The organism is Nocardia sp. NBC_00565, from assembly GCF_036345915.1.
In the GTDB taxonomy this organism is placed as follows: domain Bacteria; phylum Actinomycetota; class Actinomycetes; order Mycobacteriales; family Mycobacteriaceae; genus Nocardia.
In genome coordinates this window covers 5947622-5972989 of sequence record NZ_CP107785.1, presented here as the reverse complement: position 1 = coordinate 5972989, position 25368 = coordinate 5947622, and the positions used below count along the sequence as shown (strand labels likewise).

Annotated in this window: 21 protein-coding genes; 9 read left to right on the top strand and 12 right to left on the bottom strand. The window is 67.1% G+C overall.

Going from position 1 to position 25368, the window contains the following annotated elements; genetic code table 11:
• Nucleotides 1-70: 70 nt before the first annotated feature.
• The 6 genes from OG874_RS27650 to OG874_RS27625 are packed head-to-tail and all read right to left on the bottom strand — an operon-like array spanning nucleotide 71 to nucleotide 5806.
• Entirely contained in the window at nucleotides 71-1738 is a 1668-nt protein-coding gene (locus OG874_RS27650; RefSeq protein WP_330250036.1) for an acyl-CoA synthetase, read from the bottom strand.
• A 12-nt stretch (nucleotides 1739-1750) separates the two neighbouring features.
• Complete coding sequence (locus OG874_RS27645; RefSeq protein ID WP_330250035.1) at nucleotides 1751-2992, bottom strand: hypothetical protein; 1242 nt, start codon at nucleotides 2990-2992, stop codon at nucleotides 1751-1753.
• A gap of 5 nt (nucleotides 2993-2997) precedes the next feature.
• Nucleotides 2998-3549 (bottom strand): nuclear transport factor 2 family protein, encoded by a 552-nt coding sequence (locus OG874_RS27640; protein WP_330250034.1) that lies wholly within the window; start codon nucleotides 3547-3549, stop codon nucleotides 2998-3000.
• Nucleotides 3549-3797 (bottom strand): ferredoxin, encoded by a 249-nt coding sequence (locus tag OG874_RS27635; RefSeq protein ID WP_330250033.1) that lies wholly within the window; start codon nucleotides 3795-3797, stop codon nucleotides 3549-3551. The genes OG874_RS27640 and OG874_RS27635 overlap by 1 nt, the downstream gene beginning before the upstream one ends.
• The gene (locus OG874_RS27630) at nucleotides 3794-4600 is read right to left on the bottom strand and encodes an SDR family oxidoreductase (protein WP_330250032.1); all 807 of its coding nucleotides are present in this window, start codon (nucleotides 4598-4600) and stop codon (nucleotides 3794-3796) included. Before OG874_RS27630 ends, OG874_RS27635 begins: the two co-directional genes overlap by 4 nt.
• Nucleotides 4601-5806 (bottom strand): cytochrome P450, encoded by a 1206-nt coding sequence (locus OG874_RS27625; RefSeq protein WP_330250031.1) that lies wholly within the window; start codon nucleotides 5804-5806, stop codon nucleotides 4601-4603.
• A 296-nt stretch (nucleotides 5807-6102) separates the two neighbouring features.
• Here OG874_RS27625 and OG874_RS27620 point away from each other — a divergent pair, with 296 nt between their 5' ends.
• The 6 genes from OG874_RS27620 (at nucleotide 6103) to OG874_RS27595 (ending at nucleotide 11828) form a co-directional block, all read left to right on the top strand.
• Nucleotides 6103-7572: an aldehyde dehydrogenase gene (locus OG874_RS27620; RefSeq protein WP_330250030.1), complete on the top strand. Its 1470-nt coding sequence runs from the start codon at nucleotides 6103-6105 to the stop codon at nucleotides 7570-7572.
• A gap of 31 nt (nucleotides 7573-7603) precedes the next feature.
• Nucleotides 7604-8356 carry an SDR family oxidoreductase gene (locus tag OG874_RS27615; RefSeq protein WP_330250029.1) on the top strand — a complete coding sequence of 251 codons (753 nt, stop codon included), beginning with the start codon at nucleotides 7604-7606 and terminating at the stop codon, nucleotides 8354-8356.
• Nucleotides 8353-9225, top strand: a complete 873-nt coding sequence (locus OG874_RS27610) for an NAD(P)-dependent oxidoreductase (RefSeq protein WP_330250028.1) — start codon at nucleotides 8353-8355, stop codon at nucleotides 9223-9225. Before OG874_RS27615 ends, OG874_RS27610 begins: the two co-directional genes overlap by 4 nt.
• Nucleotides 9226-9322: 97 nt before the next feature.
• Nucleotides 9323-9751: a carboxymuconolactone decarboxylase family protein gene (locus tag OG874_RS27605; protein ID WP_330257442.1), complete on the top strand. Its 429-nt coding sequence runs from the start codon at nucleotides 9323-9325 to the stop codon at nucleotides 9749-9751.
• Nucleotides 9752-9771: 20 nt separating this feature from the next.
• Complete coding sequence (locus tag OG874_RS27600) at nucleotides 9772-11238, top strand: FAD-dependent oxidoreductase (protein WP_330250027.1); 1467 nt, start codon at nucleotides 9772-9774, stop codon at nucleotides 11236-11238.
• 11 nt (nucleotides 11239-11249) lie between these two features.
• The gene (locus OG874_RS27595; protein ID WP_330250026.1) at nucleotides 11250-11828 is read left to right on the top strand and encodes a TetR/AcrR family transcriptional regulator; all 579 of its coding nucleotides are present in this window, start codon (nucleotides 11250-11252) and stop codon (nucleotides 11826-11828) included.
• 59 nt (nucleotides 11829-11887) lie between these two features.
• Here the strand turns inward: OG874_RS27595 and OG874_RS27590 are convergent, their stop codons facing one another.
• A complete protein-coding gene (locus OG874_RS27590) occupies nucleotides 11888-12304 on the bottom strand; it encodes an acyl-CoA thioesterase (RefSeq protein ID WP_330250025.1) in 417 nt (138 codons plus the stop codon).
• Between the two features lie 32 nt (nucleotides 12305-12336).
• Nucleotides 12337-12570 carry an alpha/beta fold hydrolase gene (locus OG874_RS27585; protein WP_330250024.1) on the bottom strand — a complete coding sequence of 78 codons (234 nt, stop codon included), beginning with the start codon at nucleotides 12568-12570 and terminating at the stop codon, nucleotides 12337-12339.
• A gap of 240 nt (nucleotides 12571-12810) precedes the next feature.
• Here OG874_RS27585 and OG874_RS27580 point away from each other — a divergent pair, with 240 nt between their 5' ends.
• The 3 genes from OG874_RS27580 to OG874_RS27570 all read left to right on the top strand — a co-directional run bounded on the left by OG874_RS27580 (nucleotide 12811) and on the right by OG874_RS27570 (nucleotide 17632).
• Nucleotides 12811-13587: an ABC transporter ATP-binding protein gene (locus OG874_RS27580; protein WP_330250023.1), complete on the top strand. Its 777-nt coding sequence runs from the start codon at nucleotides 12811-12813 to the stop codon at nucleotides 13585-13587.
• Nucleotides 13587-16115: an ABC transporter permease gene (locus tag OG874_RS27575; protein WP_330250022.1), complete on the top strand. Its 2529-nt coding sequence runs from the start codon at nucleotides 13587-13589 to the stop codon at nucleotides 16113-16115. Before OG874_RS27580 ends, OG874_RS27575 begins: the two co-directional genes overlap by 1 nt.
• 689 nt (nucleotides 16116-16804) lie before the next feature.
• Entirely contained in the window at nucleotides 16805-17632 is an 828-nt protein-coding gene (locus OG874_RS27570; protein WP_330250021.1) for a phosphatase PAP2 family protein, read from the top strand.
• A gap of 2 nt (nucleotides 17633-17634) precedes the next feature.
• On the opposite strand, the gene OG874_RS27565 is transcribed toward OG874_RS27570, so the two are convergent.
• From OG874_RS27565 to OG874_RS27550, 4 genes are all read right to left on the bottom strand, one after another.
• Entirely contained in the window at nucleotides 17635-18786 is a 1152-nt protein-coding gene (locus tag OG874_RS27565; RefSeq protein WP_330250020.1) for a VWA domain-containing protein, read from the bottom strand.
• Between the two features lie 100 nt (nucleotides 18787-18886).
• Nucleotides 18887-21145, bottom strand: a complete 2259-nt coding sequence (locus tag OG874_RS27560) for a DUF5682 family protein (RefSeq protein ID WP_330250019.1) — start codon at nucleotides 21143-21145, stop codon at nucleotides 18887-18889.
• Nucleotides 21142-22242, bottom strand: a complete 1101-nt coding sequence (locus tag OG874_RS27555) for an ATP-binding protein (protein WP_330250018.1) — start codon at nucleotides 22240-22242, stop codon at nucleotides 21142-21144. Before OG874_RS27555 ends, OG874_RS27560 begins: the two co-directional genes overlap by 4 nt.
• Nucleotides 22239-25088, bottom strand: coding sequence for an SWIM zinc finger family protein (locus tag OG874_RS27550; RefSeq protein ID WP_330250017.1), 2850 nt, complete (start codon nucleotides 25086-25088; stop codon nucleotides 22239-22241). Before OG874_RS27550 ends, OG874_RS27555 begins: the two co-directional genes overlap by 4 nt.
• Nucleotides 25089-25368: the final 280 nt, after the last annotated feature.

Genomic DNA, 25368 nt, shown 5'->3' with positions numbered 1-25368 from the left:
GAACACGTTCTCACTGCCGCTGCCAGAGCCTCGGTAGGGATGACCTGGTTGAATGCCCATCGAGACATACTCAATCCGCCTGATGATCCGGTGCGTGACCGGCCGCGAACTCCGTGGCCCAACGGTAGTCCGGCTTGCCGCTCGGCGCCCGCGTGACCACCTCGGCGAGCCAGATCTTCCTCGGTACCTTGTAGCCCGCCAGATGCCGGCGCACATGGGTCTCCAGCGCGGCGAAATCCACCGGTTCGCCGCCGGCGACGGAGACGACCGCCGCCACCTGCTGGCCCCAGCGCTCGTGCGGTACCCCGATCACCACGGCGTCGTAGATGGCGTCGTGCGCCTTCACCACGCTCTCGACCTCTTCGACGAAGACCTTCTCGCCGCCGGTATTGACGACCATATTGCCGCGGCCGATCAGTGTCACCGAACCGTCCGCCTCGACCTTGGCACGATCGTCGGTCACCACGATCCGCGTGCCGTCGACCGTCTTGAAGAGTCGCTCGGTCTTCGCCGGATCCTTGTAATAGCCGATCGGCACCGCGCCGGTCTTGGCGAGCCAGCCTTCGGAACCCGGTTCGACCGGGCACCCCGCGTCATCGACCACGATGGCGCCCCGGCCGCTCTGCACGCGGGGACCGCGCCCCGGATTGTCGTCCTTCTGCGCGAAACCGATACCGCCGAAACCGGTTTCGGAGGAGCCGATGGAATCGGAGACCACGGCCCACGGAAACAGTTCCAGCAGTGCGTTTTTCACCGGTTGCGATAGCAATGCCGCACCCGAGGCGATGGCGACGAGCGAGGCGGCGTCGACCGGTGCGGTGCGGTATTCGTCGATCAGCGGGCGCGCCATCGCATCGCCGGTGATGACCATGATCTGCGGACGGCGCTGTTCGACCACCCGCCAGACTCGGCGTGCGTCGAATTTCGGTTCGAATATCACGGCATTGCCCGACAACAGGGCGGCGAAGGTCGGCATCATCGCGGCGGCGTGGATGAGGGGTGGGAGCACGAACCACGTACTCGACTCGCCTTGCGCGCCGACCCGGGACTGCTGGTATTCGTCGGAAACCGGTTCGCCGGTATAGAAGTCGATGCCGCCGCCGAGGACGCGCCACATGTCCTCCTGTCGCCACATGACGCCCTTGGGGCGGCCGGTGGTGCCGCCGGTGTACATCATGAACAGGTCGTCGGGGGTGCGGTCGATGCTGCGGCGGGTGGGGTCGCCGTTGGCGAGGGCCTTCGCGTATGGCACCGGATCTGCTGGTGGACGATGGATTCCGGCGTTCGTCGCGATGACGGTTGCCGCGACATTGGGGGTTACCAGGGCATCTGGTGCGGTGGTGTCGTCGACGACGATCAGGTGCCGGAGTCCGGGTGCCTGTGCGGCTGCCGCCAGCACCGCCGCGGTGTAGGTGGCGTGGTACACCAGCACTTCGAGGTCCGCGTTGTCGTAGAGGTAGCGCAACTCGTCGACGCCGTAGCGGTAGTTGATATTGATGGGGACGGCTCGCGCTTTGAAGCACGCGATGAGGGTCACCATGGTCGCGATGCCGTTGTGCATCTGAAAACCCACATGGACGCCGGGGCCGACGCCGATCGAGATCAGATGGTCGGCCAGTCGATTGGCGCGGGCGTCGATCTCGGCGAAGGTCAGCGCGATATCACCCTCGATCAGTGCGGTGCGCTCCGGCATAGCGTCGACGGAGTGCTCGAACAGGTCGGCGAAGTTGTGTGACATGGCAATTCGCTCTCATCGGACCACGGTGAGCGGCAGTGGGATGCCGCGATCGGTGAAGGTGAAGGCGGCGCCGGTGCTGATCCGGGTGATCGCCACCTCGGTCGCCTCCTTGAATGGTGCTGCGGCGAGCGCGATTTCGGCGGTCCAGCCGTGTTCGTCGGCGGTTGCGGAGCGGGCGAAGAACCGGGGGTTCACGCCACGCACCATGGCCTCCAGCGGGGCGAGATGGTCGGGATCGATCATCGATGGCCACGCGCGATCGGTGCCGGCGTCGCTGTGCCACGGCACCCGCAGTCGCACCGCGTCGTCGGTGAGCGAGAGGTCGATATCGGTGTAGGGCAGCGGGTTCCATGCCGGGTGTAGTCGCAATACTTGGGCGAGTCCGGCCGGATCGTCGCCGAGCCCGAGCGCGGTGCGAATGCGCTCGGAGGTGAGTCCGGCGATGCCCGTGAATTGTTTGCGCCCGATCTCGGTCGCGGTGTCGGCGGCCCGCTGCCGCACCGCGGTCATGAATCCGAGGGTGAGCAGATGGTGTTGCAGGCAGACCTCATCGGCCATGCGCACGAGGGCCGATTTCGAGAAGTCGGCGAAGCGCAGATCGCTGAGCAGTGGTCCCGCGTAATCGCTGTGGCCGGGATCGGCCTTATCGACCGGTCGTAACCGCAGCAGTGCGGCTCGGGAGTTCGCCACCGCCGCGGCGTTCGGTGGCGTCGGTGGCGGAGTATGCGCCGGATCGATGATGACGGTCCACGCGCACACCGGTTTCCGGTCGGCCGGATGGCGCGGCGGTCGGTGGATCGGCCGGACCTGGGCGTGTGGATTGGTGGCGAGGGCGGTCGCGTCGAAGGTCGGATCCTCGATGTCGTGGCACATCGACACCACGAAGTCCTCGCCGAGTGGTTCCACATCCGCCAGTGCGCCGCAGTGATCGAGCCAGAACTCGCCGTGATCGCGATCGTCGACGCGGAACCGGAAGTCCATGAACTGCGGCGGCGCACCGATATCGAGTTGCAGGCCCTTGAAGATCGTCGGCACGTCGTCACCGTCGAAGCCGAGGGCCTCGCGCATGCGGCGGGTGTAGACGGGGCTGGCAAGCTGCCACTCCTCGATGGCGACGGCCGTCATGCCCGCGCGGCCGAAGGCGCCGATGGAGTGCGCCATGCCGGATCGGTCGATCAGATGCCCGCACAACAGCAGTTCGGGCAGTAGCGTCGCCAGTTCCGCCCGCGACAGCTGGTCGAAGCCGCTCGACATATCTGTCACCACAGTGGAACCGGCGCTTCGCCGATCCGGTACCAGCCCGGCAGCGGCTTACCGGAGACGGATCGTTCGATGCGTTTCTGCATGCCGGGCGTGAGCGCCTTGTGCTGGATCATCTCGACGAACAGCTGCGAGACATTGCCGAAGTCGAAGAAGTCACGCTGCCACGACCATTGGTAGTCACCGCCGTACCGGAACCAGCTGCCGCCGATGCCCTCGGGGCTGTAATTGCGGCCGTCCGGGCGCTTGTTGTCGCTCACCTGCTTCCAGAAGCCGATGACATCGCCGCTGCGCTCATCGATGACGAACTGCTGGTACGGATAGGACCAGCCCTCCAGTCCCGCCATCTCCTGACCGAGCGCGAGTTCACGGATCTCGGCCCGCCCGACCGCCATGAATTCCTGGGTGGGCCCGTAGTTCCAGCCGTAGGTGGCGTCCTCGGTGTACATCTCAGCGAGCGGCTTCCAGTCGCCCTTCTCCTCGCAGCGCTGGTTCTCCAGGATCCAGCGCTGGACCATCTCGTCGAGTTCGGCCCGGTCGAAATCTGGCATTACCGTGTTCCTTTCACCGCTGTGTTTACCTGCTCCGCCGGCTGCCATCCGCCAGGGTCCTCGCGGATCGACAGCGCTTGGGTGGGGCAGTAGCGAACAGCGCGTTCGATATCGGCGCGTGCGTCGGGACCCGGTGCGGGGTCGAGGATTTCGACCTTTCCGCGCTTGGGCACGGTGAAGGCCGATGGCGCTTCGTCCTGGCAGACGGCGTGCCCCTGACATAGATCCAGATCGGCGATGATCCTCAAGGTCGGCTCCTGTCATTCGAATCCGGTATCGGTCGCAGCGGCGCCTCGGGCTGGACCTCGACCAGCACGAGATGGGAGCCGCGCGGTGTGGATACGACGGCGATTACCGCGGCGGCCAGGTCGCTGGCGCGCAGCATGTATGGGTGGCGGGCGAATCCCCAGGCCTTCCAGTCCTCCAGCACCGGGCCGACCACTTCGGGGGTGGAGTTCATGCCCATGCCGGTCAGCGTCGGCCCCGGCCGCACCAGCGAGGCTCGGACCCCGGTGCCCTCCAACTCCATCCGAATCTGCTGGACCATCGCTTCCAGCCCCGCTTTGGCCGCGCTATATGCGCCGGTGCGCGGGCGCGGTTCCTCCGCGCAGTCGGAGCTGATCAAGACGAAATCGCCACGCTGCCTTCGGATCATGCCCGGCAGCACGCGGTGGACCAGCCGTTGCGCACCCACCAGATGCACCTGCACCTGCTGCAGGAACACCTCGGGTTCCATGTCGTGAACCAGTGAGAATTCGATATCGCCCGCGCCGGAGACCAAAATCTCGGTGGGCCCGAGGGCGTCTTCAGCCGCCGTGACGAAGTTGTCGATGGATGTCGCGTCGGTGACATCGAGCTGGTGGGCGAAGGCGTCGCCGCCGTTCGCGCGGATCTTGGCGGCGAGGGCCTCGCATTGATCGACGCGCCGGGCCCCGAGCGCGACGGGGTGTCCGAGTTCGGCGAGCGCCTCCGCCGTCGCCGCGCCGATGCCGGAGGAGGCGCCGGCCACGATCGCGGGTCGGCGTACTGGATTGGGTTCGAATCGTGGCATCTACTTGGCCTTCACGACGATGGGGAGTTTGGCGAAGCCGCGGACGTTGGTCGAATGCACTCGCACGATGCCGGTATCCGCGACGTCATAGGACCGCACCCGCGAAACGAATTCGCGCAGTGCGACACCGGCTTCCAGACGGGCCAGATGCGCGCCGAGGCAGAAGTGCACGCCCGCACCGAAACTGGCCAGACCCGCCTTGTCCGAGCGTCCGATCCGGTAGCTGTCGCCGTCGGCGAAGGCCTCCGGATCGCGATTGGCCGAACCGATCAGCAGCAGCACCTTGGCGCCCGCCGGGATGGTGCGGCCGTGCTGGTCGATATCCACCGCCGCACAGCGCGCGACTATCTGGCTGGAGGTGTCGTAACGCAGGGTCTCCTCGACCCAGTCGGTCACCAGTTCGGGTTCCGCGACGACCTTGGCGTACTCGCTCGGATTCCGTGCGCTCCAATACAGCGCATTGCCGAGCAGTTTGGTGGTGGTCTCGTTTCCGGCCACCACCATCAGGAACATGAAGCCGATGATCTCCTCGTCGGTCAGGGTGTCGCCGTCGATTTCGGCATCCAGCAGCGCCGAGGTGAGGTCTTCGGTGGGGGAGCGCCTGCGGTCGGCGACCATCTCGGCGTAGTAGGTGATGAGCTTGATCGATGCCTGCGCGGCGGCCATCGGGACATCCAGGACACCGTCCTCGCGGTGCACCACCAGATCGGCCAGCCTGCGGATCTCCGCGCGGTCGGCCTCGGGCACGCCCATCAATTCGGAGATGACGTCCATCGGGAGTTTGCCCGCGACCTCATCGATCCAGTCGAACGATCCGGTCGCGATGGCCGGTTCGAGATAGGACAGCGTCAGTTCCCTGATCCGGTCTTCCATCTCGGCGACCCGCTTCGGGGTGAACCCCTTGTAGACGAGCCGGCGCATGCGCATATGCCGCGGGTCGTCCATGGCCAGGAACGACATCACCCGATGTGCGTGCCGGCCCCAGGCCGCCGGATCCAGCGAGACACCGTTGGCGCTGGACAGTCGCACGCTGTCGCGGAAGGCCGCGGTGACATCCGCGTGCCGCGACAGTGCCCAGAAGTCGAGGTCGGCGTTGTGGTAGAGCGGTGCTTCGGTGCGCAGCCGCTGGTATGTGGGGTACGGGTCCTCGTGGAACGCGTAGTCGTAGGGGTCGAACATCAGGGGCTCCAGGGCAGCGGCCGTCATCGCGATAGCCCGGAATTCGAGAACCAGTTCTCATCGGCCATCGGTGCTGCGCCGATGGGAAACACATAGCTGGACATGTGTCTGGACGGTACCACTGGTTTTCGCGGATCGGCAGTACTTTCCCTGAATAATCTGTTGAATCATAGATGGGGCCACCCATTGCCAGGTGTATGGCCGAGATGGGTCCCGGCGTTCGCGGATATGGCGGCGGCAGATGGTTCTGAAACGAGTTCTTGCGCTGGATCGTGCATCGGGACTATATTCCGTACACCTGTCCAGACAGTATCGGAGCATCCATGAGCGACCTTCTGCCCGCCGACGGTTCCCGCCTGCTGATCGGTGGGAAACTGGTCACCGGCGGGGACGGTGTCTTCGCGACGGTCAACCCGGCGACCGAAGAGGTCATCGGGCAGGCCGCGAACGCGAACGGCGCGGATATGGACGCGGCCATCGCGGCCGCGCGCACCGCCTTCGACGACACCGATTGGTCGCGTGATCACGCCTTCCGGGCTCGCTGCCTGGAGCAGTTGCGCACGGCCCTACAGGCCGATGTCGATGAGCTGCGCGAGATCACCATCGCCGAGGCGGGCGCACCGACCATGCTGACCCGCGGGCCGCAGCTGGAGGGCCCGGTCGCCGATCTGGAGTTTTCCGCGTCACTGGCCGAAACCTACAGCTGGGAAACCGATCTCGGCACCGCGACGCCCATGGGCATCTCGAGCCATCGGGTACTGCGGCGCGAGGCAACCGGTGTCGTTGGGGCCATCACCCCGTGGAACTTTCCGCACCAGATCAATTTCGCCAAGCTGGGTCCCGCGCTCGCGGCCGGAAATACGGTGGTGCTCAAGCCCGCTCCGGACACCCCGTGGTGCGCGGCGGCCGTCGGCGCGATCATCGCCGAACGGACCGATATTCCACCCGGCGTGGTCAATATCGTGACCTCCGCCGATCACGGTCTCGGCGCACAGCTCACCACCGATCCGCGCGTCGACATGATCAGCTTCACCGGCTCGACCCAGACCGGGAAATCGGTGATGGCCAGCGCGGCAACGACTTTGAAGAAGACCTTCCTCGAACTCGGCGGTAAATCGGCGTTCATCGTGCTCGACGACGCGAATATCGCTGCGGCGTGTGGGATGGCGGCGTTTTCGGTGACCGTGCACGCGGGGCAGGGCTGCGCGCTCACGACGCGACTGCTGGTGCCGCGCGCCGCGTATGACGAAGCGGTCCAGGCCGCGGCGGCAACGTTGTCCGGCATCGTGCCGGGTGATCCGGCCGATGCGCGCACCATCTGCGGGCCGCTGATCTCCGAGCGTCAGCGGGCCAGGGTGGAGCGGTATCTCGAGATCGCGCGCGCCGAAGGCGGTCGGATCGTGGTCGGCGGTGGACGCCCGGCGGGCCGCGAACGCGGCTACTTCATCGAACCGACGCTCATCGCGGACGTGCCCAATACCGCGACGGTCGCCCGCGAGGAGATCTTCGGACCCGTGCTGGTGGTGATCCCGTACGACGGCGACGACGATGCGATCCGGATCGCCAACGACTCCCCGTATGGGCTCTCCGGTTCGGTATGGGGCACCGACAAGGACCGGATTCGGCACGTCACCAATGGTGTTCGGACCGGAACGCTCGGCGTCAACGGCGGCATCTGGTACTCGGCCGACGCCCCGTTCGGCGGATACAAGCAATCCGGCATCGGCCGGGAGATGGGCGTCGCCGGATTCGAGGAGTACCTGGAGACCAAGCTCATCGCCACCGCCGGATAGACCACAGAACAGCTGCAGAGGAGCTCACTTCATGACCCGGTTTTCGGGAAAGACCGCCATCGTCACCGGCGCCGCCCAGGGCATCGGTGCGGCATATGCCAAGGCATTGGCCCACGAGGGGGCCAATGTCGTTGTCGCCGATCTGAATACCGAGCGCGGTAAGGCGGTCGCGGCGGAGATCACCGCCGCGGGCGATACCGCCATCTTCGGCGAGGTCGACGTCGCCGATCCGGAATCGGCCGTCGCGCTGGCCGAATTGACCGTCCGCGAGTTCGGCGCGATCGATCACCTCGTGAACAACGCCGCCATCTACGGCGAGATGAAGCTCAACCTGCTGCTCACCGTGCCATGGGACTATTACAAGAAGTTCATGAGCGTGAATATGGACGGTGCGCTGAATATGACCCGCGCGGTGTGGCAGCCCATGGTCAAGGCGGGCGGCGGATCGATCGTCAACCAATCCTCCACCGCCGCATGGACATACTCCAGCTTCTACGGGCTGGCCAAGGTCGGCATCAACGGCCTGACCCAGCAGCTCGCCTTCGAACTCGGCGGCTCCGAGATCCGCATCAACGCCATCGCGCCCGGGCCCATCGACACCGAGGCCACCAAAGCCGTGACACCGAGCGTGATCGTCGATGACATGGTGAAGCGGTTGCCGCTCAAGCGCATGGGCACGCCGCAGGATCTGGTCGGTGCCTGCCTGTACCTGCTCTCGGATGAGGCGAGCTGGGTCACCGGGCAGATCTTCAATGTCGACGGCGGACAAGTGTTCCGGTCATGAATGCTGAATTGCCGGTCGGGTTCATCGGTTTGGGAAATATGGGCGCGCCGATGGCCAAGAAACTGCTGGACTGGCCCGGTGGACTCACCGTCTGCGATATGCGCGCGGAAGCCGTACAACCGCTCACCGAAGCCGGTGCGGCCTCGGCCCATTCCGCGGCGGAGCTCGCCGAGAAGGCCGGCGTCATATCGGTGACCGTGCTGGATGACGAGCAGGTGCGGGCGGTGGTCGCCGGGCCGGATGGCCTACTGCGGACCGCCGCGCCCGGAACCGTCGTGGCCGTGCACTCCACGATCAGCGACCGGACCGCCGAGGCGCTGGCGGGTGAATGTGCCGAGCGGGGGGTCGAGTTGGTGGACGCCCCGATCAGCGGTGGCGCACAGGGTGCGGCACGCGGCAAGCTCGCGGTCATGGTCGGCGGCACCGACACCGCATTCGAGAAGGTCCGTGGACCGTTCGAATGTTTCGCCGATCTGGTGGTGCACGCCGGGCCGGTCGGTGCGGGTACTCGAATGAAGTTGGCGCGCAACCTCTTACATTTCATCGCGTTCACCGCGGCCACCGAGGCGCAGCGGCTCGCCGAAGCCGCGGATCTGGATATCACCGTGCTGGGCAAGGTTGTTCGGCACTCCGACGCGGTCACCGGCGGCCCCGGCGCCATCATGCTGCGTGACCGCACCGCACCGATCGAGCCGACGGACTTCTGGCTGCCGATCCTGAGTCATGTACGCGACCTCGGCGAGAAGGACCTCGGCCTCGCCCTGGATCTCGGCGCGCGGCTGGGCGTCGAATTGCCGCTGGCGGCATTGGCTCTCGATCGCCTCGGGCCGGGGCTCGGTGTGCCAAGCGAAAGGGAAACCAATGAGTGAAGCATCGCGTAGCGATTCGGTGAGAGGTGGTGGCCAGGTGACGGGTGGGCGTGCGAACGGAAGTGCCGACGCCGTGCGACAGCGCGGGTTGGCCAAGATGGCCGAGGTCTACGGCACCGAATTCCAGAATTATCCCGGCGACCACTTCGCCATGACGGCCGATCATCTCTTCGCCGAGATCTGGTCGCGGCCCGGACTCAGCATCCGCGATCGCCGACTGATCCTGTTGGGCGCTCTCACCGCCCAGGGGCTGCAGGATACGGCGGGTATCCAGATCGGTGCGGCACTGCGCAACAAAGAGTTGACCGAGGCGGAACTGCACGAGATCGCATTGTTCCTGTGCTACTACGTCGGCTGGCCCAGTGGCACCAAACTCGACATCCTGGTGGGAACGATTGTCGCCCAACAGAAAAAGGCGGCGCGCAAGCAGTCCGAACAGGTGGAGGAGTCCGAATCGTCTGTGTTGTCCGAAGGCGAGACGCCGTCGAGTGGTCAGGTGCAATCTGATTCAGTCCCCGCCGAGTAGCTGAGTAAGGAACGCGAAATATGTCTGATGGCACAAAGATTCGGCCGCTGCGGGCCAGCGCGATTTCCGCGTGGGATTTCGAGGCCGACGTCGTCGTCGCCGGATACGGCATTGCCGGTGTCTGCGCCGCCATCGAGGCCGCGCGCGCGGGCTCGGATGTGCTGATCCTGGAACGTACCGGCGGCTGGGGCGGTGCGGCGGCGATGGCCGGCGGGTTCATCTATATGGGTGGCGGTACGCCGCTGCAGCGGGCGCTCGGCTTCGAGGACACGCCGGAGAATATGGAGGCATTCCTGCAGGCCGCGTTGGGGCCGGGGCAGGACAAGGCCAAAATCGCGGACTACTGCCAGAACAGCGTCGAGCATTACAACTGGCTGGTCTCGTGCGGTGTGCCGTTCAAGGAGGCGTTCTGGGGTGAGCCCGGATGGGAGCCGCCGCACGACGAGGGGCTGATGTACTCCGGCGGCGAGAACGCCGCGCCCTTCAATACGATCGCGAAACCCGCTCCGCGCGGACATGTTCCGCAGATGGCGGATAAGAAGATCGGGGCCAAGAGCGGCGGCTACATGTTGATGAAGCCGCTCGCGGAGACGGCCGAAAGTCTCGGCGTCCGTGTCGAATACGACACCAGGATCCGGCGGCTCGTCATCGACGACACCGATCGTGTGGTGGGACTGATCGCCACGCACTTCGGCAAGGAGGTCGCGATCCGTGCCGAGCGTGGCGTCGTGCTCGCCACCGGTAGCTTCGCCTATCACCAGCAGATGATCGAGACCTACGCGCCGCGGCTGATCGGCCGCCCGGCCGCCGCCATCGAGGAACACGACGGCATCGGCATCCTGGTCGCCCAGGCGCTCGGCGCGGAGTTGGCGCATATGGATGCCACCGAGGTCGCGTTCTTCGGTGATCCGCAGCTGTTGGCGCGCGGCATTCTGGTGAACGGTCGTGGCCAGCGTTATATCCCGGAGGACACCTATCCGGGGCGGATCGGGCAGGCGACGCTGATCCAACAGGAGAATCAGGCGTTCCTGGTCATCGATGAGGAGTCGCTGGAGGCCGCGCTGGCGACCGTCACCTCCACGCCGTTCTTCCGACAGCCGCCGACCTGGGCGGCCGAGACGGTCGCGGAACTGGAGTCCGATATGGGCCTGCCAGAGCGTGCCCTGCAGGGCACCATCGACTGCTACAACCTGCATGCCGCCGATGGCAAGGACCCGTTGCTCGGGAAGAAACCGGAATGGGTCAAACCGATCGGCTCCCCGCTCGCGGCGTTCGACATGCGGGGATTCACCGCGGGTTTCACCCTCGGCGGACTGCGCACCGATCTGGATTCGCGAGTGCTGCACGTCTCCGGTGAACCGATTCCCGGGCTGTTCGCCGCGGGTCGCTGCACCTCCGGGCTCTGTGCGGGTGGCTATGTCAGCGGCGCGTCCCTCGGCGACGGCAGTTTCTATGGCCGCCGTGCTGGCCGCGCCGCAGCAAAGTAGGATCTAGACATATGTCCGAAGGCGAGTCCATCATCCTCGAGGCGACCCGGCGTCGCCTCACCGAAAAGCAGGCCGACACCGTCGACAAGCTCACCAGAGCGGCGGTGGAAGTGCTTGCGCGCGAAGGTTTTGCGGGGATGACCATCCGTATGGTCGCCGCGGCGGCCGGAGTCGGCACCGCCACGGCATACACCTACTTCTCCTCGAAAGAACACCTCGTCGCCGAGATCTTCTGGCGTCGCCTATGCGCCAGTTCGGCTCCGGTCAGCGAAGACCCGGACCCCACCATCCGGGTCCTCGCCGAACTCCGCAATATCGCCATGCTGGTCGCCGACGAACAGGAACTCTCGGGCGCGGTGACCAGTGCCCTGCTCGGCCGCGACCCCGACGTAGCCCACCTGCGCGCCCGCATCGGCATCGAGATCCGCAAACGCCTCATCCGCGCGCTCGGCCCCGACGCCGACCCCGAGGTCATCGAATCCCTGGAACTCCTCTACGCCGGCGCTCTGGTCCGCGCCGGCATGGGCTACGCCTCCTACTCCGAAATCGCCGACCGCATCGAAAAGTCGGCACTGCTCATCCTGAAGTAGCCGGCCCGTTGTACCGAGCGCCCATTCTTGGCGGAATCCTGCCGAGAATGGGCGACCGGCTAGCCGAGGCCGAAAACCGTTGGATCGTCGGCAAGTTCGCGGAAATATCGCGCCCCGTCCGGCACCAGCCGCCGCTCCGTCAGATCGAGCAGGCCCCCGACGCCAAGAATCTCAGCGGAGAGGGCCCCGTCGGCCTTGCGGATCTCCTGGACGGTTTGATGTGTCTTACCGTCCCAGACGAAATCACACGTGACCGTGACCTCGTCGCCGACGAACAATTCCTGCCTGAACGTGAGCGTCGCCTTCAACGCGATCGGGCCGACCCCCGCCGCCAGCAACTTCTCCTGGGTCAGGCCGCCCTGCCGCAGGCACGCCCAGCGCGCTCGCTCCGCGTATTGCAGATAAACAGCCTGATTCATATGCCCGTTGCCGTCGATGTCCTCGGGCGACACGGTGATCGAGAGAGCGAACGCCATGCGCCAACGGTAGCGGTGGGGTCCGACAAGAATCACGCCTTGATGAAGTCGAGGATGTCGGCATTGAGCCGCGCGGCGTGCGAGATCATGATGCCGTGTCCGATGGCCGGGTACTCCTTGTAGGTATTGCCGGGGATCAGGTCCGCGACCACCCGCCCGCACAGGTCGATGGGTGCCGAGGCGTCGGCGTCGCCGTGGATGACCAGCGTGGGCAGGGTGATCGCGCGCAGCTCGTCGCGGAAGTCGGCGGTGTAGATCGTGTTCATGATTTCGTCCGCTGCCAGCAGCGAGCAGTCCATGCATTTCTGGACCATCCACGCGATCGGCGCGGAAGACACCTGGTTGCCCAGGTGAGTCGCGAAGAGCCGGTCGTTGCCGTGCCGTGTCAGGTCTGCTCAGTGCAATCGCTGCCGGTGGGCAGTAGTTCTTAAGGGTTCGATGAGACCCTGAGAGTTGGGGGTCCTCCCTGATGGCGCGGGCGGGTGAACACAGACAGACTGGATTCCATGACTTCGCAAGCCCTGGGTGCCGACCTCGAGAAATCGGCTGCCTCGACTGATGTCGCGGCCCGCGCTATCGATCTGGTGAAGGTTTATGGTTCGGGAGATACGCAGGTCAGGGCATTGGATGGGGTGTCGGCCGAGTTTGCGAAGGGGGAGTTCACCGCGATCATGGGGCCCTCCGGATCGGGCAAATCGACCCTGATGCACTGCCTGGCCGGGCTGGACAGTGCCAGCACCGGGACCGTGCGAATCGGCGATACCGACCTCGCCGGACTCTCGGACAAGCAGATGACGCGGCTGCGGCGCGATCGCATCGGCTTTGTCTTCCAGGCCTTCAACCTGGTGCCGACGCTGACCGCGCACGAGAACATCACCTTGCCCCTGGATATCGCGGGTCGCAAGCCCAACCAGGACTGGCTGGATACGGTGATCAAGCGGCTCGGCCTGACCGATCGGCTCACGCACCGGCCGAGTGAACTCTCCGGCGGACAGCAGCAGCGCGTGGCGTGCGCGCGAGCGCTGGCCGGGAAGCCGGAGATCATCTTCGGCGACGAGCCGACCGGCAATCTCGACTCCCGTTCCTCCGAGGAGGTGCTCTCGATCCTGCGCGCGGCGGTGGACGAGTTCGGGCAGACGGTGGTAATCGTCACGCACGAGCCGCATGCCGCCGGTTATGCCGACCGCGTCATATTCCTCGCGGACGGCCGCATCGTCGATGAGCTGCGCGATCCGACCTCTGAATCCGTGCTCGACAAGATGAAGTCGCTGGAGCAGGCGTAATGAGTGGCAAACCGATGCGCAAGGTGATCTTGCGCAACCTCGCCGCGCACAAGGTGCGCCTAGCGCTGACCCTGCTCTCGGTGGTGCTCGGCACCGCCTTCATCGCGGGCTCGTTCGTGTTCACCGACACCCTGCAGCGCACCTTCGACGGGATCTTCGCCAATCAGGCGAAGGGCGTCGATGTGCGGGTGAGCCCGCAAAAGCAACAGGCGCAAGGCATTCCGCTGAGCGTGGTCGGCGATATCTCGAAGATGGACGGGGTGCGCGCGGTCGCGCCGAGCGTGAACGGCCCACTGGTGCTGCTGAATCCGGACGGCAAGAAGGCCGTACAGACCGGCGGCGCACCGACTTTCGGCCAGTCCTATATTCCGCCGGACAAGGCGGTCGCCGAACCCGACAAGTTCCTACAGGGGGCGCCGCCCGCGCACGAGGGCGAGATCGCGCTCAACACCGGCGGCGCGGACCGGGCGGGCCTGCACGTCGGGGACAAGACCAAGGTGCTGGTTCCCTCGCACGGCGGCCCGATCGACGTCACCCTCACCGGGATCTACGAAGTCCCCTCGGACACCGGCGGTTTCATCGGCGTGCTGTTCGACGACGCCCAGGCACGCCAGCTGTTCACCGACGGCGCACATGTCGCCTATGTCGATATCGCGGCTACCGGCATGCCCGGTGATGCGCTGCGCGACAAGATCGCCACCGCGCTCCCGGATTACAAGGTGCAGAACGGCGATCAGGTGCGCGCTGATCTGAAGAAGGAAGTCTCCAACGCGCTCAACTTCATCAACTACTTCCTGCTCGCCTTCGGTGCGATCGCGCTGATCGTCGGCACCTTCATCATCTACAACACCTTCTCGATGATCGTGGCCCAGCGGCTGCGGGAACTGGCGTTGCTGCGCGCGGTCGGCGCGAGCCGACAACAGGTGGGCCGATCGGTGGTGGCCGAGGCCTTCGTCATCGGATTGATCGGCAGCGCAATCGGTTTGGTGGCCGGTATCGGTCTGGCCTTCGGGCTCTCGGCCCTGCTCAACGCGTTCGATCTCGGGTTGCCGACCGGTTCGCTGACGGTGCTGCCGCGCACGGTGATCGTCGGACTGCTCGTCGGGCTGCTGGTGACGGTGGTCAGCGCCTATGCGCCCGCGCGCCGCGCCGCGAAGATCCCGCCGGTGCAGGCGATGCGCGAAGAGTTCGCCTCGACCGGGGAATCGCTGCGGGTCCGGACCGTGATCGGTGTTGTTCTTGCCGCCGCGGGTGCGGTGCTCGTCGTACTCGGTGCGCAGAAGACCGGCGGCCATGCCGCGTTGACGGTCGGGATCGGCGCGCTCGGCCTGATCTTCGCGGTGCTGCTCGCCGCGCCCGCGCTGTCGCGGCCGGTGGTGAGCGTGCTCGGGGTGCTGCTGCGGCCGTTCGGCCCGATCGGGCGGATGTCGCGCAACAATGCCGCGCGCAATCCGCGGCGCACCGCCGCGACGGCCTTCGCGCTCACCCTCGGATTGATGCTGGTGACTGCGATCGGCATGCTCGGCGCGTCGGCGAAGGCCAGTGTCAGCGTGCTCGTCGACAAGGGTGTGAAGGCCGATTATGTGCTGGCCGGGCCGCAGATGATCGGTGTGCCGCTCGGTGCGGGTGACGCGGTGCGCAAGTCGGTGCCGGGGGTGGCCGATGTGGTCGGTCTGCGCGGTGTCGCGTTCATGATCGGTGATGAACAGTTGGGCGGCACCGAGTTCGACGGTGCGGTGGATAACGTCCTGAACTACAACATGATCAAGGGCACCAGCACGCTCGGTGACCACGACATCATGGTCTCGCAGGACGAAGCCGATAAGCGCGGTTGGAAGGTCGGCGATCAGGTCACCGTGACCAGCCTCGGGTTCAAGAAGATTCCGGTCAAGGTGGTCGGCGTTTACAAGAAGACGCCGCTACTCGGCCCGCTGATGGTCTCGCCGGTCATGTACGAAGAGGTGATGCCGGTCAACTTCAGGACCAACCTGTTCATGTTCGTCAAGGCGAAGCCGGGCGCGGACCTGACCCAGATGCGCACCGACCTGGAGAACGCGACCGAGCAGTTCGTCGTGGTGCAGGTGCAGGATCGCGAGGAGTTCAAGGGCGCGCAGGGCAAGCAGATCAACACGCTGTTGGCCATCCTGTACGGGCTGCTCGCACTCGCGGTGGTGATCGCGATTCTCGGCATCGTCAACACCTTGGCGCTGTCGGTGGTGGAGCGGCGCAGAGAGATCGGCATGCTGCGCGCGGTCGGCATGCAACGCGCACAGGTGCGCCGGACCATCTATCTGGAGTCCATGCTGATCGCGGTATTCGGCGCGATCGTCGGGATGCTGCTCGGCCTCGGCCTCGGCGTCGGCTTCCTGCGCACACTGCGTGACCTCGGCATCGACGAGATCGCCATCCCGTGGAACCAGCTGGTCCTCGTGCTCATCAGCTCGGCCGTAGTCGGCGTTCTGGCCGCCCTGTGGCCGGGCATCCGGGCCGCCCGCACGCCGCCGCTGGCCGCCATCGCGGATCTCTAGGGCTACCTAAGGAAAATAGCGGGCTTGCCACTCCGCCGTCGGTGCTCCGTGGGTGTCGCTCGGCGGAGTGTGGCCGAAGTCGGTGGCCACCCCGCTATTCGGACCCGGCATGGAGTGCGCAGCGCAATGCGTGCGGGATAGCGGACACCATGGATGCTGCCGCGATGCCCCTCGACATCCGCCTGTAGTCGAGTCCGGTCACATCGTGCTCGGTGCGGTGCGCATCGTTGAGCGCCACGCAGATGGCGCGTGGAGTCGGTGTCTTGCGTCGGCCTGGCGACGACGGCGGCCATGGTGACTCGGGGTGCCCGAGGGGGAGTGCCGCTGCGGTACAGCCGAATTCGAAGACTTTCCGGACGGGCATGCGGGTGCGGCAGAGCGCAGGTGCGGCGCGGACGACGGCCGCGCGCTTGGCATCGCCAATGGGCGCAGTCCTGGTGCCGTTACCGCCGTGCGGCCGCCAGCTGCAGGCGAGTGTGTTGGTGGCGCCGTGATAGCAGCCGAACGTGGTGCAGCGTCCGGTGTTCTACCGGTGCGCTCAGCATCTTCGAGAGCAGCCGCGGGGGTTTTGTCTGTCCCGTCACAGTGTGCTGAGTCTGGCTAACGAGTGATGCTACGGTAAACGGAGGTAGTTGCTCCGTTTAACGCCTTATGGCGGCCTGGTTCGATGGGGAAGGAGGCCGCTGGCGATGGTGGCAGTGGGTCTCGGTGGTCCGAATGTGGACTTTTCGCCCGCGTTCGGCGGTGTCGCCGAGCGGATGCGGGCGGCGGTGCACGGCCGCGGCGGCGAGGCGGTTCGGCAGCTCGCCCTGATTACCGTGCTGTATCTGGGCTATCGGGTCGGGCGGATGTTCACCGCGGACGACACGGTGCACGCCCTGGCGAATGCCAGGGCCATGCTGAGCTTCGAGGACCGGCTCGGGCTGCCGGAGGAAACGACGCTGCAGGGTGTGTTCCTGCACCGGGATTTTCTCGCGGTACCGGCCAACTTCTATTACGCCACGGCGCATTTCACGGTCGCGGTCGGTGTGCTGTTGTGGCTGTGGATGTTTCGGCCGCAGCATTACCGATGGACGCGAAACTTGATGGTCGCCTTGACGGGCGCCGCGCTGGCGGTGCACGTGCTGATGCCGCTGGCGCCGCCGCGCATGCTGCCCGAGTACGGATTCGTCGATCTCGCCGCCGTACACGGCCAATCCGTCTATGGCGCACCGGATTCCGGCGGACTATCGAACCAGTTCGCGGCCATGCCCTCGCTGCACGTCGGCTGGGCGCTGCTGCTCGCCTTCGCGGTGGTGGCGGCGACCCGTGGCGCGTGGCGCTGGCTGGCGCTGGCGCATCCGGTGCTCACCACACTGGTCGTGGTCGGCACCGGCAACCACTACTGGCTCGACGCGATCATCGCGGTCGTGCTGCTGGGGCTGGCGGCGCTGCTGCATCCGCTGGTGGTCCCGGCCTCGGCCACCGCGTGGGGTGCGATGGGCCCGGTCGGGCCGCAGCCGCTGCCGACGCACTGACCTCAGGCATTTCTGCTGGCCCAGGACTGGATATCGCCGCGATCCAATGCGACGGCGAGCAGGTCGGGAAACTTGTCGGGCGTGCAGGCGAAGGCGGGGATGCCCAGGGCGGCGAGGGCGGCGGCGTTGTCGTGGTCGAAGGCGGGGGCGCCGTCGTCGGAGAGGGCGAGCAGCACGACCACCTGGACACCGGATTCCCGCATGGCGTTGACCCGGCGCAGCATTTCCGCGCGGATGCCGCCCTCATAGAGGTCGGAGATGAGCACGAACAGGGTGTCGGCGGGACGGGTGATGAGGGATTGGGAATAGGCGATGGCGCGGTTGATATCGGTGCCGCCGCCGAGTTGGGTGCCGAACAGGACCTCGACCGGATCGGTGAGTTGTTCGGTCAGGTCGACGACCTCGGTGTCGAAGACGACCAACGAGGTCTTCAGCGAGCGCATGGAGGCCAGGACCGCGCCGAAGACCGATGCGTAGACGACGCTGGCGGCCATCGAGCCGGATTGATCGATGGCGAGCACCACGTCGCGGCGCACCGCCTGCGCCTTGCGGCCGTATCCGACCAGACGTTCGGGGACGACGGTGCGATGTTCGGGCAGGTAGTTGGCGAGGTTCTTGCGGATGGTGCGGTTCCAGTCGATATCGCGCAGCCGCGGGCGGGTGACACGGGCGGCGCGGTTCAGCGCGCCGGAGACCGCGGCGACGGTGTGCGCGGCAATGCGCTTTTCGATCTCGCGGACCACCTTCTCGACGACCATTCGTGCGGTGGCCTTGGTGGTTTCGGGCATGACGCGATTGAGGCCGAGCAGGGTGCCGACCAGGTGCACGTCGGGCTCGACGGCCTCGAGGAGTTCCGGTTCCAGCAGGAGCTGGGTCAGATTCAGGCGATCGACGGCATCGCGCTGCATGATCTCCACGACGGTGGACGGGAAATAGGTGCGGATATCGCCGAGCCAGCGAGCCACCTTGGGTGCGGAGCCGCCGAGACCGGCCGAGCGCTTGCCCGAGGTCTGGTCGTCGCCGGTGTTGTAGAGGGCCGACAGCGCGCTGTCCATCGCCTCGTCGTCGGCGGATCCGAGACCGCCGAGGGGCTGCTCGGCGGCGGTGCCGAGCACCAAACGCCAACGCCTGGACTGGGTTTCACTGTTCGTCATCGGTCCGCTCCAGTGCAGTCGGCGGCGGCCCGCCCTGCCGTCGCATCTTCGGCGTTCGAGGTTCGATCCGGCGTCCAACCGGGCTGTCGACGTGACATATTCATGCCGGTACCCCCAGAATGTCTGCGACCGTGCGCATTGCGATCAGGCCGCGTTCGAAATCGAGACCAGTGCTCGAGCCGCTCTGCGGTGTGATGGAGCCGCCGTCTCGTACCGCCTGACCGATGGCACGGCGCTCCCCGGATTCGAATGCGCCGAAGGTGCGGCGCAGTAGCGGGAGGATCTCGACGAACATGTCGTCGCCGAGGCCGCGTAGCCAGTCGTCGATGAGGCGCAACAACTCTCGGTCGTGCACGAGCAGGAGGCCGCGGCCGCCGAGGAAGCCGTCGATCCAGGCGGCCTTGGCCGCGGCGGTGTTGCCGATCGACAGCGCGGCGGAAAGCCGACGTGCGGAATCGGATTCGTCGATGAGTCCGGCATCGGCGAGCAGTCGGACCGCGCGGCCGACGAGAGCGCCGTGCACATCGTCGCGGTCGGCGAGACGGCGTAGCGCGGCGAGCCATTCGCCGGTGGCCCAGCCGTCGTCTCGGGTGTGGATGGCGGTGTGCGCGGCGTCGATCTGGGTGCGGAGTTGTTCGGCTGCTTCGGTATCGAGGCCGGTGACCGCGCCGGGCAGGCCCGCGCAGATGCGCACGAGCAGGCCATCGGCGACGTGGGTGAGCGCCTTGGTGTCGGTGCCGCGGACGTCGCCGTAGCGCAGTGTTCTGGTCAGGCCGGGGAGGGCGGCGAGCAGGTGGGTCACGTCGTGGTCGAGCGCCGCGGCCGATTCCAGGCGGGTGATCAGGCCGTCGGTGGCGCCGCCGAGATCGGCGAGCAGCGCCACTTCCAGTGCGGCGGTGAGGTCGCCGACCGTGCTGTCCGCGCGGCTCGCGGTGTCGAGGATCTTGGCCTCGGCCGCGGTGCGGATGGTGGTGCCCCAACGAGACGCCTCGATGATCGAGACGGCGAATTCCGGCCGCCACTGCAGGGTCCAGGTCTCCCGGAACGTGCCGGTGCTGCGCACCTCGCCGGTTGTCGGTGTGCCCCAGTCGATTTCGAGTACGCGCAACCGGTGCAGCAGCCGGGAGCGCTCGACCTCGCGCTCCTTGCGCAGGTCCAGATCGAGGTTGCGGGACAGGGCTTCCTGTTTGAGTCGCAGGGTCCGGATCCGGGTCCGCAGATCGGCGTCGAGCGGGACGGTGGGCGTGCCTTCGGGTACCGCGCCCAGCGCCTCGCCGACCACCAGTTCGGTCGCGACGAGGTGCACCATGGTTTCATCGCCCGCGCACATCACCGACCGCACCGCCTCGGTGACCTCCGACAGTCCGGCCAACGGTCGGGCGCGCAGTACCGCGAGAGTGTCGGCGAGCCGGACGGATTCGATGATGTGCGCACTGGAGACCGGCAGATCGTGGGTGCGCAGCACTCCGGCCACCTTGGTCAGCCAGCGTGCGATCGGCTGTTCGGTCTCGGTGAAAAGGTGGTGATACCAGCCGGGTGAGGTGATGCCCGCGCCGTATCCGGAGGTCGTCGCCAGCCGCGAATGGGTCCACGGCACCCACGTCACGGTCGCCTTGACCTTCGCGAGTCCCTTGAGCAGCTTGGTATCCGCCGTCGCGGGCCCCAGCTTCCCCGTGAGGGCGGGTGCGTGCCAGGCGCCGCACACCACGGCCAGCCGCTGTGCCCCGTCCTTGAGCGCCTTGCGCATCGTCTGCCGCATATACGCCTCGCGCCGCAAGGTGTGCGCGTCGATACCGATGGGTTCGCGTTCAGCGTCTTCGAAACCGACCGCTTCGCCGATCGCGAACATGCCTTGTTCGGCCGCTTCGCGCAGCGTGCCCATCGCCTCGGTGATCGCGTCGAATGCGTTGGCGTCGGCGGCGGATTCGACCACCGCGTCCCACCAGCGCTCGGCATCGTCGTAGCCACCGGCCGCGGCCAGTTCGGCCAGCGGATCGATGCGGTCGCCGGGCTCGTCTTCGGTGGCGAGCACCGTGGTCGCGGGCAGATCGCAGAACCGTACCGGCACATCGTGTTCGGCCGCGTACCGCAGCGCCTGCCATTCCGGCGAGAACACCGCATACGGCCAGAACGCGGCCTTGGCCGGAGCATCGGGCAGATAGGCGAGCAGCGCGACCGGCGGCGCCATCCCTTCCGCCGCGACGTATCCGACCAGTGGATCGGCATCGGCCGGTCCCTCGATCAGAATCGTGTCGGGTCGAAACTCGTCGAGCGCGGCGCGCAACGATCGAGCCGAGCCGGGGCCGTGATGCCGGATGCCGAACACCCGTGTCGCCGGAGGGCTGTCGGCCGGGCTCATCCGCTGACCTCGCGGCAGGCGCGGTAGAAGTCGGACCACTCGGGGCGTTCGCGAACAACCGCTTCCAAGTATTCGGTCCAGATGACGGCGTCGGCGACCGGGTCCTTGATGACCGACCCGAGTACCGCGCCCGCGATATCGGCGGCGCGCAACGTGCCGTCGCCGAAGTGGGCGGACAGGGCGATGCCATTAGTGATCACCGAGATCGCCTCGGCGGTGGACAGCGTGCCCGAGGGGGATTTCAGTTTGGTGCGCCCGTCCGCGGTGCTGCCGGAACGCAGTTCGCGGAAGACGCGCACCACGCGGCGCACCTCCTCGGCCGCGGCCGGGACGCTGGGCAGTTCGAGTGCGGAACCGAGCTGTTCGACCCGGCGGGTGACGATGGCGACCTCCTCGTCCTCGCTGGCGGGCAGCGGCAGCACCACGGTGTTGAAGCGGCGGCGCAGCGCGGAGGACAGGTCGTTGACGCCGCGGTCACGGTCGTTGGCGGTAGCGATGACGTTGAAGCCCTTGGCGGCCTGCACTTCCATGCCGAGTTCCGGCACCGGCAGCGTCTTTTCCGACAGCACGGTGATCAGCGCGTCCTGGACATCGGACGGGATGCGAGTGAGTTCCTCGATGCGGGCGATGGCACCGCCGCGCATCGCGGTCATCACCGGCGAGGGCACCAGCGCAGCCTCGCTCGGCCCCTCGGCGAGCAACCGCGCGTAGTTCCAGCCGTAGCGGATCGCCTCTTCGGCGGTGCCCGACGTGCCCTGCACGAGCAGCGTCGAGGCACCGCTGATGGCGGCCGAAAGGTGTTCCGACACCCAGGTTTTGGCGGTTCCCGGCACACCGAGCAGCAGCAGTGCCCGATCGGTCGCCAGGGTCGCGACCGCCACCTCCATGAGCCTGCGCGGACCGACGTACTTGGGTGTGATCACCGTGCCGTCGTCGAGCGTGCCACCGAGTAGATAGGTGACCACCGCCCACGGCGACAGCAGCCAGGACGGTGGCCGCGGCCGATCATCGACGGCGGCCAGCGCGCGCAACTCGTCGGCATAGGCCTGTTCGGCGTGCGGCCGCAACAGCTCCGGCGCGGATCGGGTGGTAGTCATCGCAACTCCTCGAGCATCATCGAGCGGTGGTTGAGGTCATGGGCGAGCTGATCGAAGGCCCGCTCCCAGTTGGGGTCGTCGCATCGGCGCGCCACCAAGGTGGCCGCGCGCGCCGCGCCGACGGGTAGGTGCACGGCCGCCGCGGACAGCAGCGACCGATGTGCGCTCGGGCTGCTGCCGTGCGATTCGGGTCGTTTGGCCGCGGCACGCGCGCGTTCGAACAACAACAGAATCAGGTGCTGCGCAAGGGTTTCCGGCCAGGGATGCCCCACGGCGGGCAGGAGCGCCTCCAGTTCCGAGAGCCACGCGCCGTCCAGTTGGAGCAGATGCCGGGTGCGATCGGGCAGCGCCAGCAGTGCGAACAGTTCGCGCCGCCGCAGCATCGCCAGATCGGTCGGCACCCCGGCCTCGAACAGTGCCCGCGCCCACGTCGGATCATGTCGCGCCAGTGCGGCATCCACCCACCCGTCGAACAGCGGCTGCCGAAACCGGTCACTGATCTTGGCCTGGATGGCCTTATCCGGTGCGCCGAGTTCGGACTCCCAGTGGGCCAGCGGCGTCGCGGCGACGAGTTGCCGCAGCCGTCCCGCCCGCAGATCCGGTGCGCCGTCCCACCGGTAGGTGAACTCCACGGTGCGGTCGGTGATGCCGTCCCTGCGATCGGCGTCGTCGAGCGATTCCGGCACGCGGACCACCAGATTCCGATGCAGCAGCAGATGTTCGACCTGGACCCAGGCGCTCGCCCGCCGCGTCATGCGCTGTGCGAACGCCGAATTCGGCAGCAGCGGCAGCAGTCCGGCCGCGACCCGCCGCACATCGGAGCGCCGATCGTCCAGCGCCGCTTCCAAGAGTGGTTCGTCGGCGGCCGAAATCCCCTCGGCGAGTACCGCGAGCAACTCGGCCTTCAGCGGACCGGACTCCTTCGGCCACGACGCGGCCAGTGCGGTCCGCGCCGCGTCCGGATCGCGGCGGCGCAGGTCGGTGAGCCATTCGCGGCGCTCGGGCGGCTGGCCGAACTGCCAGCTCTGCTCCGTTGGCGCCGCATCGGAATACCGCACCAGGTCTCGCCATTCCGGATGCTGATCGGCCAGCCAGCGGCCGCGGGCTCCCGCCAGGCGCAGCAGTGGCTCGCGCAGCTCGGTATGGGCCTTCGCCTGCTCGAGTAGCAGCGCGCACAGCGCGTCCGGGGCGCGATAGTCGAATGGTGTTGCGGCGGCGAACCATTCGGGCAGGAAGGCGGAGCGGTCGCGCAGCATCCTGGCGAGGCGGGTGGCCGCGGCGCGCGGCAGGAGTCGCCGAGCGTCGTCCTCGGCAGGTTCGGGTGTGGTCGCGGTGGCGGCCGAAACTCCGCCGCGCGCGAAAGCGCCACGCAGCGCGGCCGATTCGAGCAGCAGCAGCGCGGGATCGGTGCGCAACCGAGCGGCGGCCGCCGCCACCGGAGCTTCGAGCCGGGCGGGATCGAGTGCCCTGCGGGCCGTGCCGAGCAGCGCCACCGAGGTCAGATCCTCCGATACCGGGGCAGCGGCCGCATTCGACACCTGGCGAGGTGCGGACTCCGCACCGCCCACATCGACCACCTCGCCCGCGGTGAACACCGAGATCGGGATCAATCCGGCGATACCCCAGTCGGCGGCCAGTGTCACCGGATGCCCGCCGGACACACCGAGCAGCCGCCACGGCTGTTCGGTGGCCGCGACGGGGAGCGCGGTGCCGTCGGATTCGGTGATGTACCAGCCACTCTCGGTCCATCCGGGGACCACTCCGGTGAGCAACATCGGACGTGACCGTAGCCAGGGATCACCGCCGAGCGCCTTGGCGTGCTCGGCCAGCGCGACCGCGATCGTGCCCTCGGCAACCGGCAGCGTGGTGAACGGTTCGGCCGCGCCGTGCCGCTCGCCCCACAGCGCCCGCAGTGGCGCGCCGCCCGGGTAGTAGTGCAGATCCGCGTCGGCCATCATGCCGGGCATCGGCACCTCGGCCGAGAAGTTCGGTGCGCCGAAGGAATGCTCGAGCAGTAACGCCCAGCGCCGAGTCTGCCTGCCGTACAACCAGGTTCGGCGGGTGTAGAGCCGCTCATCTGCACTGGTCCGGATGCCGAGGACCTGCCACTGATCGCGGACCGCGGGTTCGGCGCGCACGGTCTCGGCGGGGATCGGATAGCCGATGTGGGTGCGGACGCCGGCCCGCAGTTCGGGGGACAGGTCGTCGAGACGGCGGTGCGCGGCGATCAGCAGATGCAGCCTGGCGTATTCGGCGAGTACGACATCGGGCCAGTCGGATCTGGTCACCACCGCGGTCGGCAATTGGCGTAGCGCCGACGCGACGCCGGGCGCCTGCGCGTCGACCATCCGGGCGGCGATCGTCTCGAAGGCCTGGAACGAGCGATCGCTCTGCGCCAACCCGGTGCGCACCTGGTCGCCGAGCCAGACGTCGAGTTCCTCCAGACCCGCCGTGACCCGCACCCGTCGCTGCTCGGCGGTCGCCGGATTCGTGGTGCGGGTGGCGGTGGGTTCGGCGGCGCGGGCCGCCCGGGCGTTGATCCACTCCGCCGCGAAGTCCGCGATCGCGGTCGATTCGGTGACCGCGCCGCCCGACCAGGTCAACAACAGCGAGAGCGCGTGCTTACACGGGAACTTGCGGCTCGGACACGAGCATTTGTACGCGGGGCCCGCCAGATCGACGATCGTCTGATATGGCTTGGATCCGCTGCCCTGGCACAGACCCCACAGCGCGGTGTCCAACTGTCCGGTGCCGCGCCAGCGCCCGGCGAGCTTGCGCGCGGCGGATAACGAACTCGCATCCGGCGCCAGCGCGCTGACCTGATCCTCGCTCCACGGCGCGGTCATCTGATTGCTCCCGCCTGGCTCATCCGGCGGCCCCGGATCGGCTGTGCGTCATATCTTCCCCCGTTTCTCGGTTGACGGATTTCTACCGCAGCCCACCGACAAGTGGTGGTGACCGGGAGTTTTACCCGGAAAACACTGCACGGACAGCACATTCGGCGCGGCCGCCATCTTGCGTTGGTTGTCCGATTCTGGCATTCTGTCCTGTTCGGCTCCGACCGAGCCACCCATATCGGGTGATACACCATCGAGCTGCCCGTCGGGGTTGGCGAGGGGTGGACAT

What these genes read in the sequence shown, in the direction of transcription:
- OG874_RS27605 (WP_330257442.1), top strand. Translation starts at nt 9,323, where the DNA reads ATGGCCGAGGTCTACGGCACCGAATTCCAGAATTATCCCGGCGACCAC.
- OG874_RS27590 (WP_330250025.1), bottom strand. Translation starts at nt 12,304, where the DNA reads ATGGCGTTCGCTCTCTCGATCACCGTGTCGCCCGAGGACATCGACGGC.
- OG874_RS27580 (WP_330250023.1), top strand. Translation starts at nt 12,811, where the DNA reads ATGACTTCGCAAGCCCTGGGTGCCGACCTCGAGAAATCGGCTGCCTCG.
- OG874_RS27555 (WP_330250018.1), bottom strand. Translation starts at nt 22,242, where the DNA reads ATGACTACCACCCGATCCGCGCCGGAGCTGTTGCGGCCGCACGCCGAA.
- OG874_RS27610 (WP_330250028.1), top strand. Translation starts at nt 8,353, where the DNA reads ATGAATGCTGAATTGCCGGTCGGGTTCATCGGTTTGGGAAATATGGGC.
- OG874_RS27625 (WP_330250031.1), bottom strand. Translation starts at nt 5,806, where the DNA reads ATGACGGCCGCTGCCCTGGAGCCCCTGATGTTCGACCCCTACGACTAC.
- OG874_RS27560 (WP_330250019.1), bottom strand. Translation starts at nt 21,145, where the DNA reads ATGAGCCCGGCCGACAGCCCTCCGGCGACACGGGTGTTCGGCATCCGG.
- OG874_RS27565 (WP_330250020.1), bottom strand. Translation starts at nt 18,786, where the DNA reads ATGACGAACAGTGAAACCCAGTCCAGGCGTTGGCGTTTGGTGCTCGGC.
- OG874_RS27570 (WP_330250021.1), top strand. Translation starts at nt 16,805, where the DNA reads ATGGTGGCAGTGGGTCTCGGTGGTCCGAATGTGGACTTTTCGCCCGCG.
- OG874_RS27575 (WP_330250022.1), top strand. Translation starts at nt 13,587, where the DNA reads ATGAGTGGCAAACCGATGCGCAAGGTGATCTTGCGCAACCTCGCCGCG.
- OG874_RS27640 (WP_330250034.1), bottom strand. Translation starts at nt 3,549, where the DNA reads ATGCCAGATTTCGACCGGGCCGAACTCGACGAGATGGTCCAGCGCTGG.
- OG874_RS27650 (WP_330250036.1), bottom strand. Translation starts at nt 1,738, where the DNA reads ATGTCACACAACTTCGCCGACCTGTTCGAGCACTCCGTCGACGCTATG.
- OG874_RS27615 (WP_330250029.1), top strand. Translation starts at nt 7,604, where the DNA reads ATGACCCGGTTTTCGGGAAAGACCGCCATCGTCACCGGCGCCGCCCAG.
- OG874_RS27620 (WP_330250030.1), top strand. Translation starts at nt 6,103, where the DNA reads ATGAGCGACCTTCTGCCCGCCGACGGTTCCCGCCTGCTGATCGGTGGG.
- OG874_RS27630 (WP_330250032.1), bottom strand. Translation starts at nt 4,600, where the DNA reads ATGCCACGATTCGAACCCAATCCAGTACGCCGACCCGCGATCGTGGCC.
- OG874_RS27595 (WP_330250026.1), top strand. Translation starts at nt 11,250, where the DNA reads ATGTCCGAAGGCGAGTCCATCATCCTCGAGGCGACCCGGCGTCGCCTC.
- OG874_RS27585 (WP_330250024.1), bottom strand. Translation starts at nt 12,570, where the DNA reads ATGAACACGATCTACACCGCCGACTTCCGCGACGAGCTGCGCGCGATC.
- OG874_RS27550 (WP_330250017.1), bottom strand. Translation starts at nt 25,088, where the DNA reads ATGACCGCGCCGTGGAGCGAGGATCAGGTCAGCGCGCTGGCGCCGGAT.
- OG874_RS27600 (WP_330250027.1), top strand. Translation starts at nt 9,772, where the DNA reads ATGTCTGATGGCACAAAGATTCGGCCGCTGCGGGCCAGCGCGATTTCC.
- OG874_RS27645 (WP_330250035.1), bottom strand. Translation starts at nt 2,992, where the DNA reads ATGTCGAGCGGCTTCGACCAGCTGTCGCGGGCGGAACTGGCGACGCTA.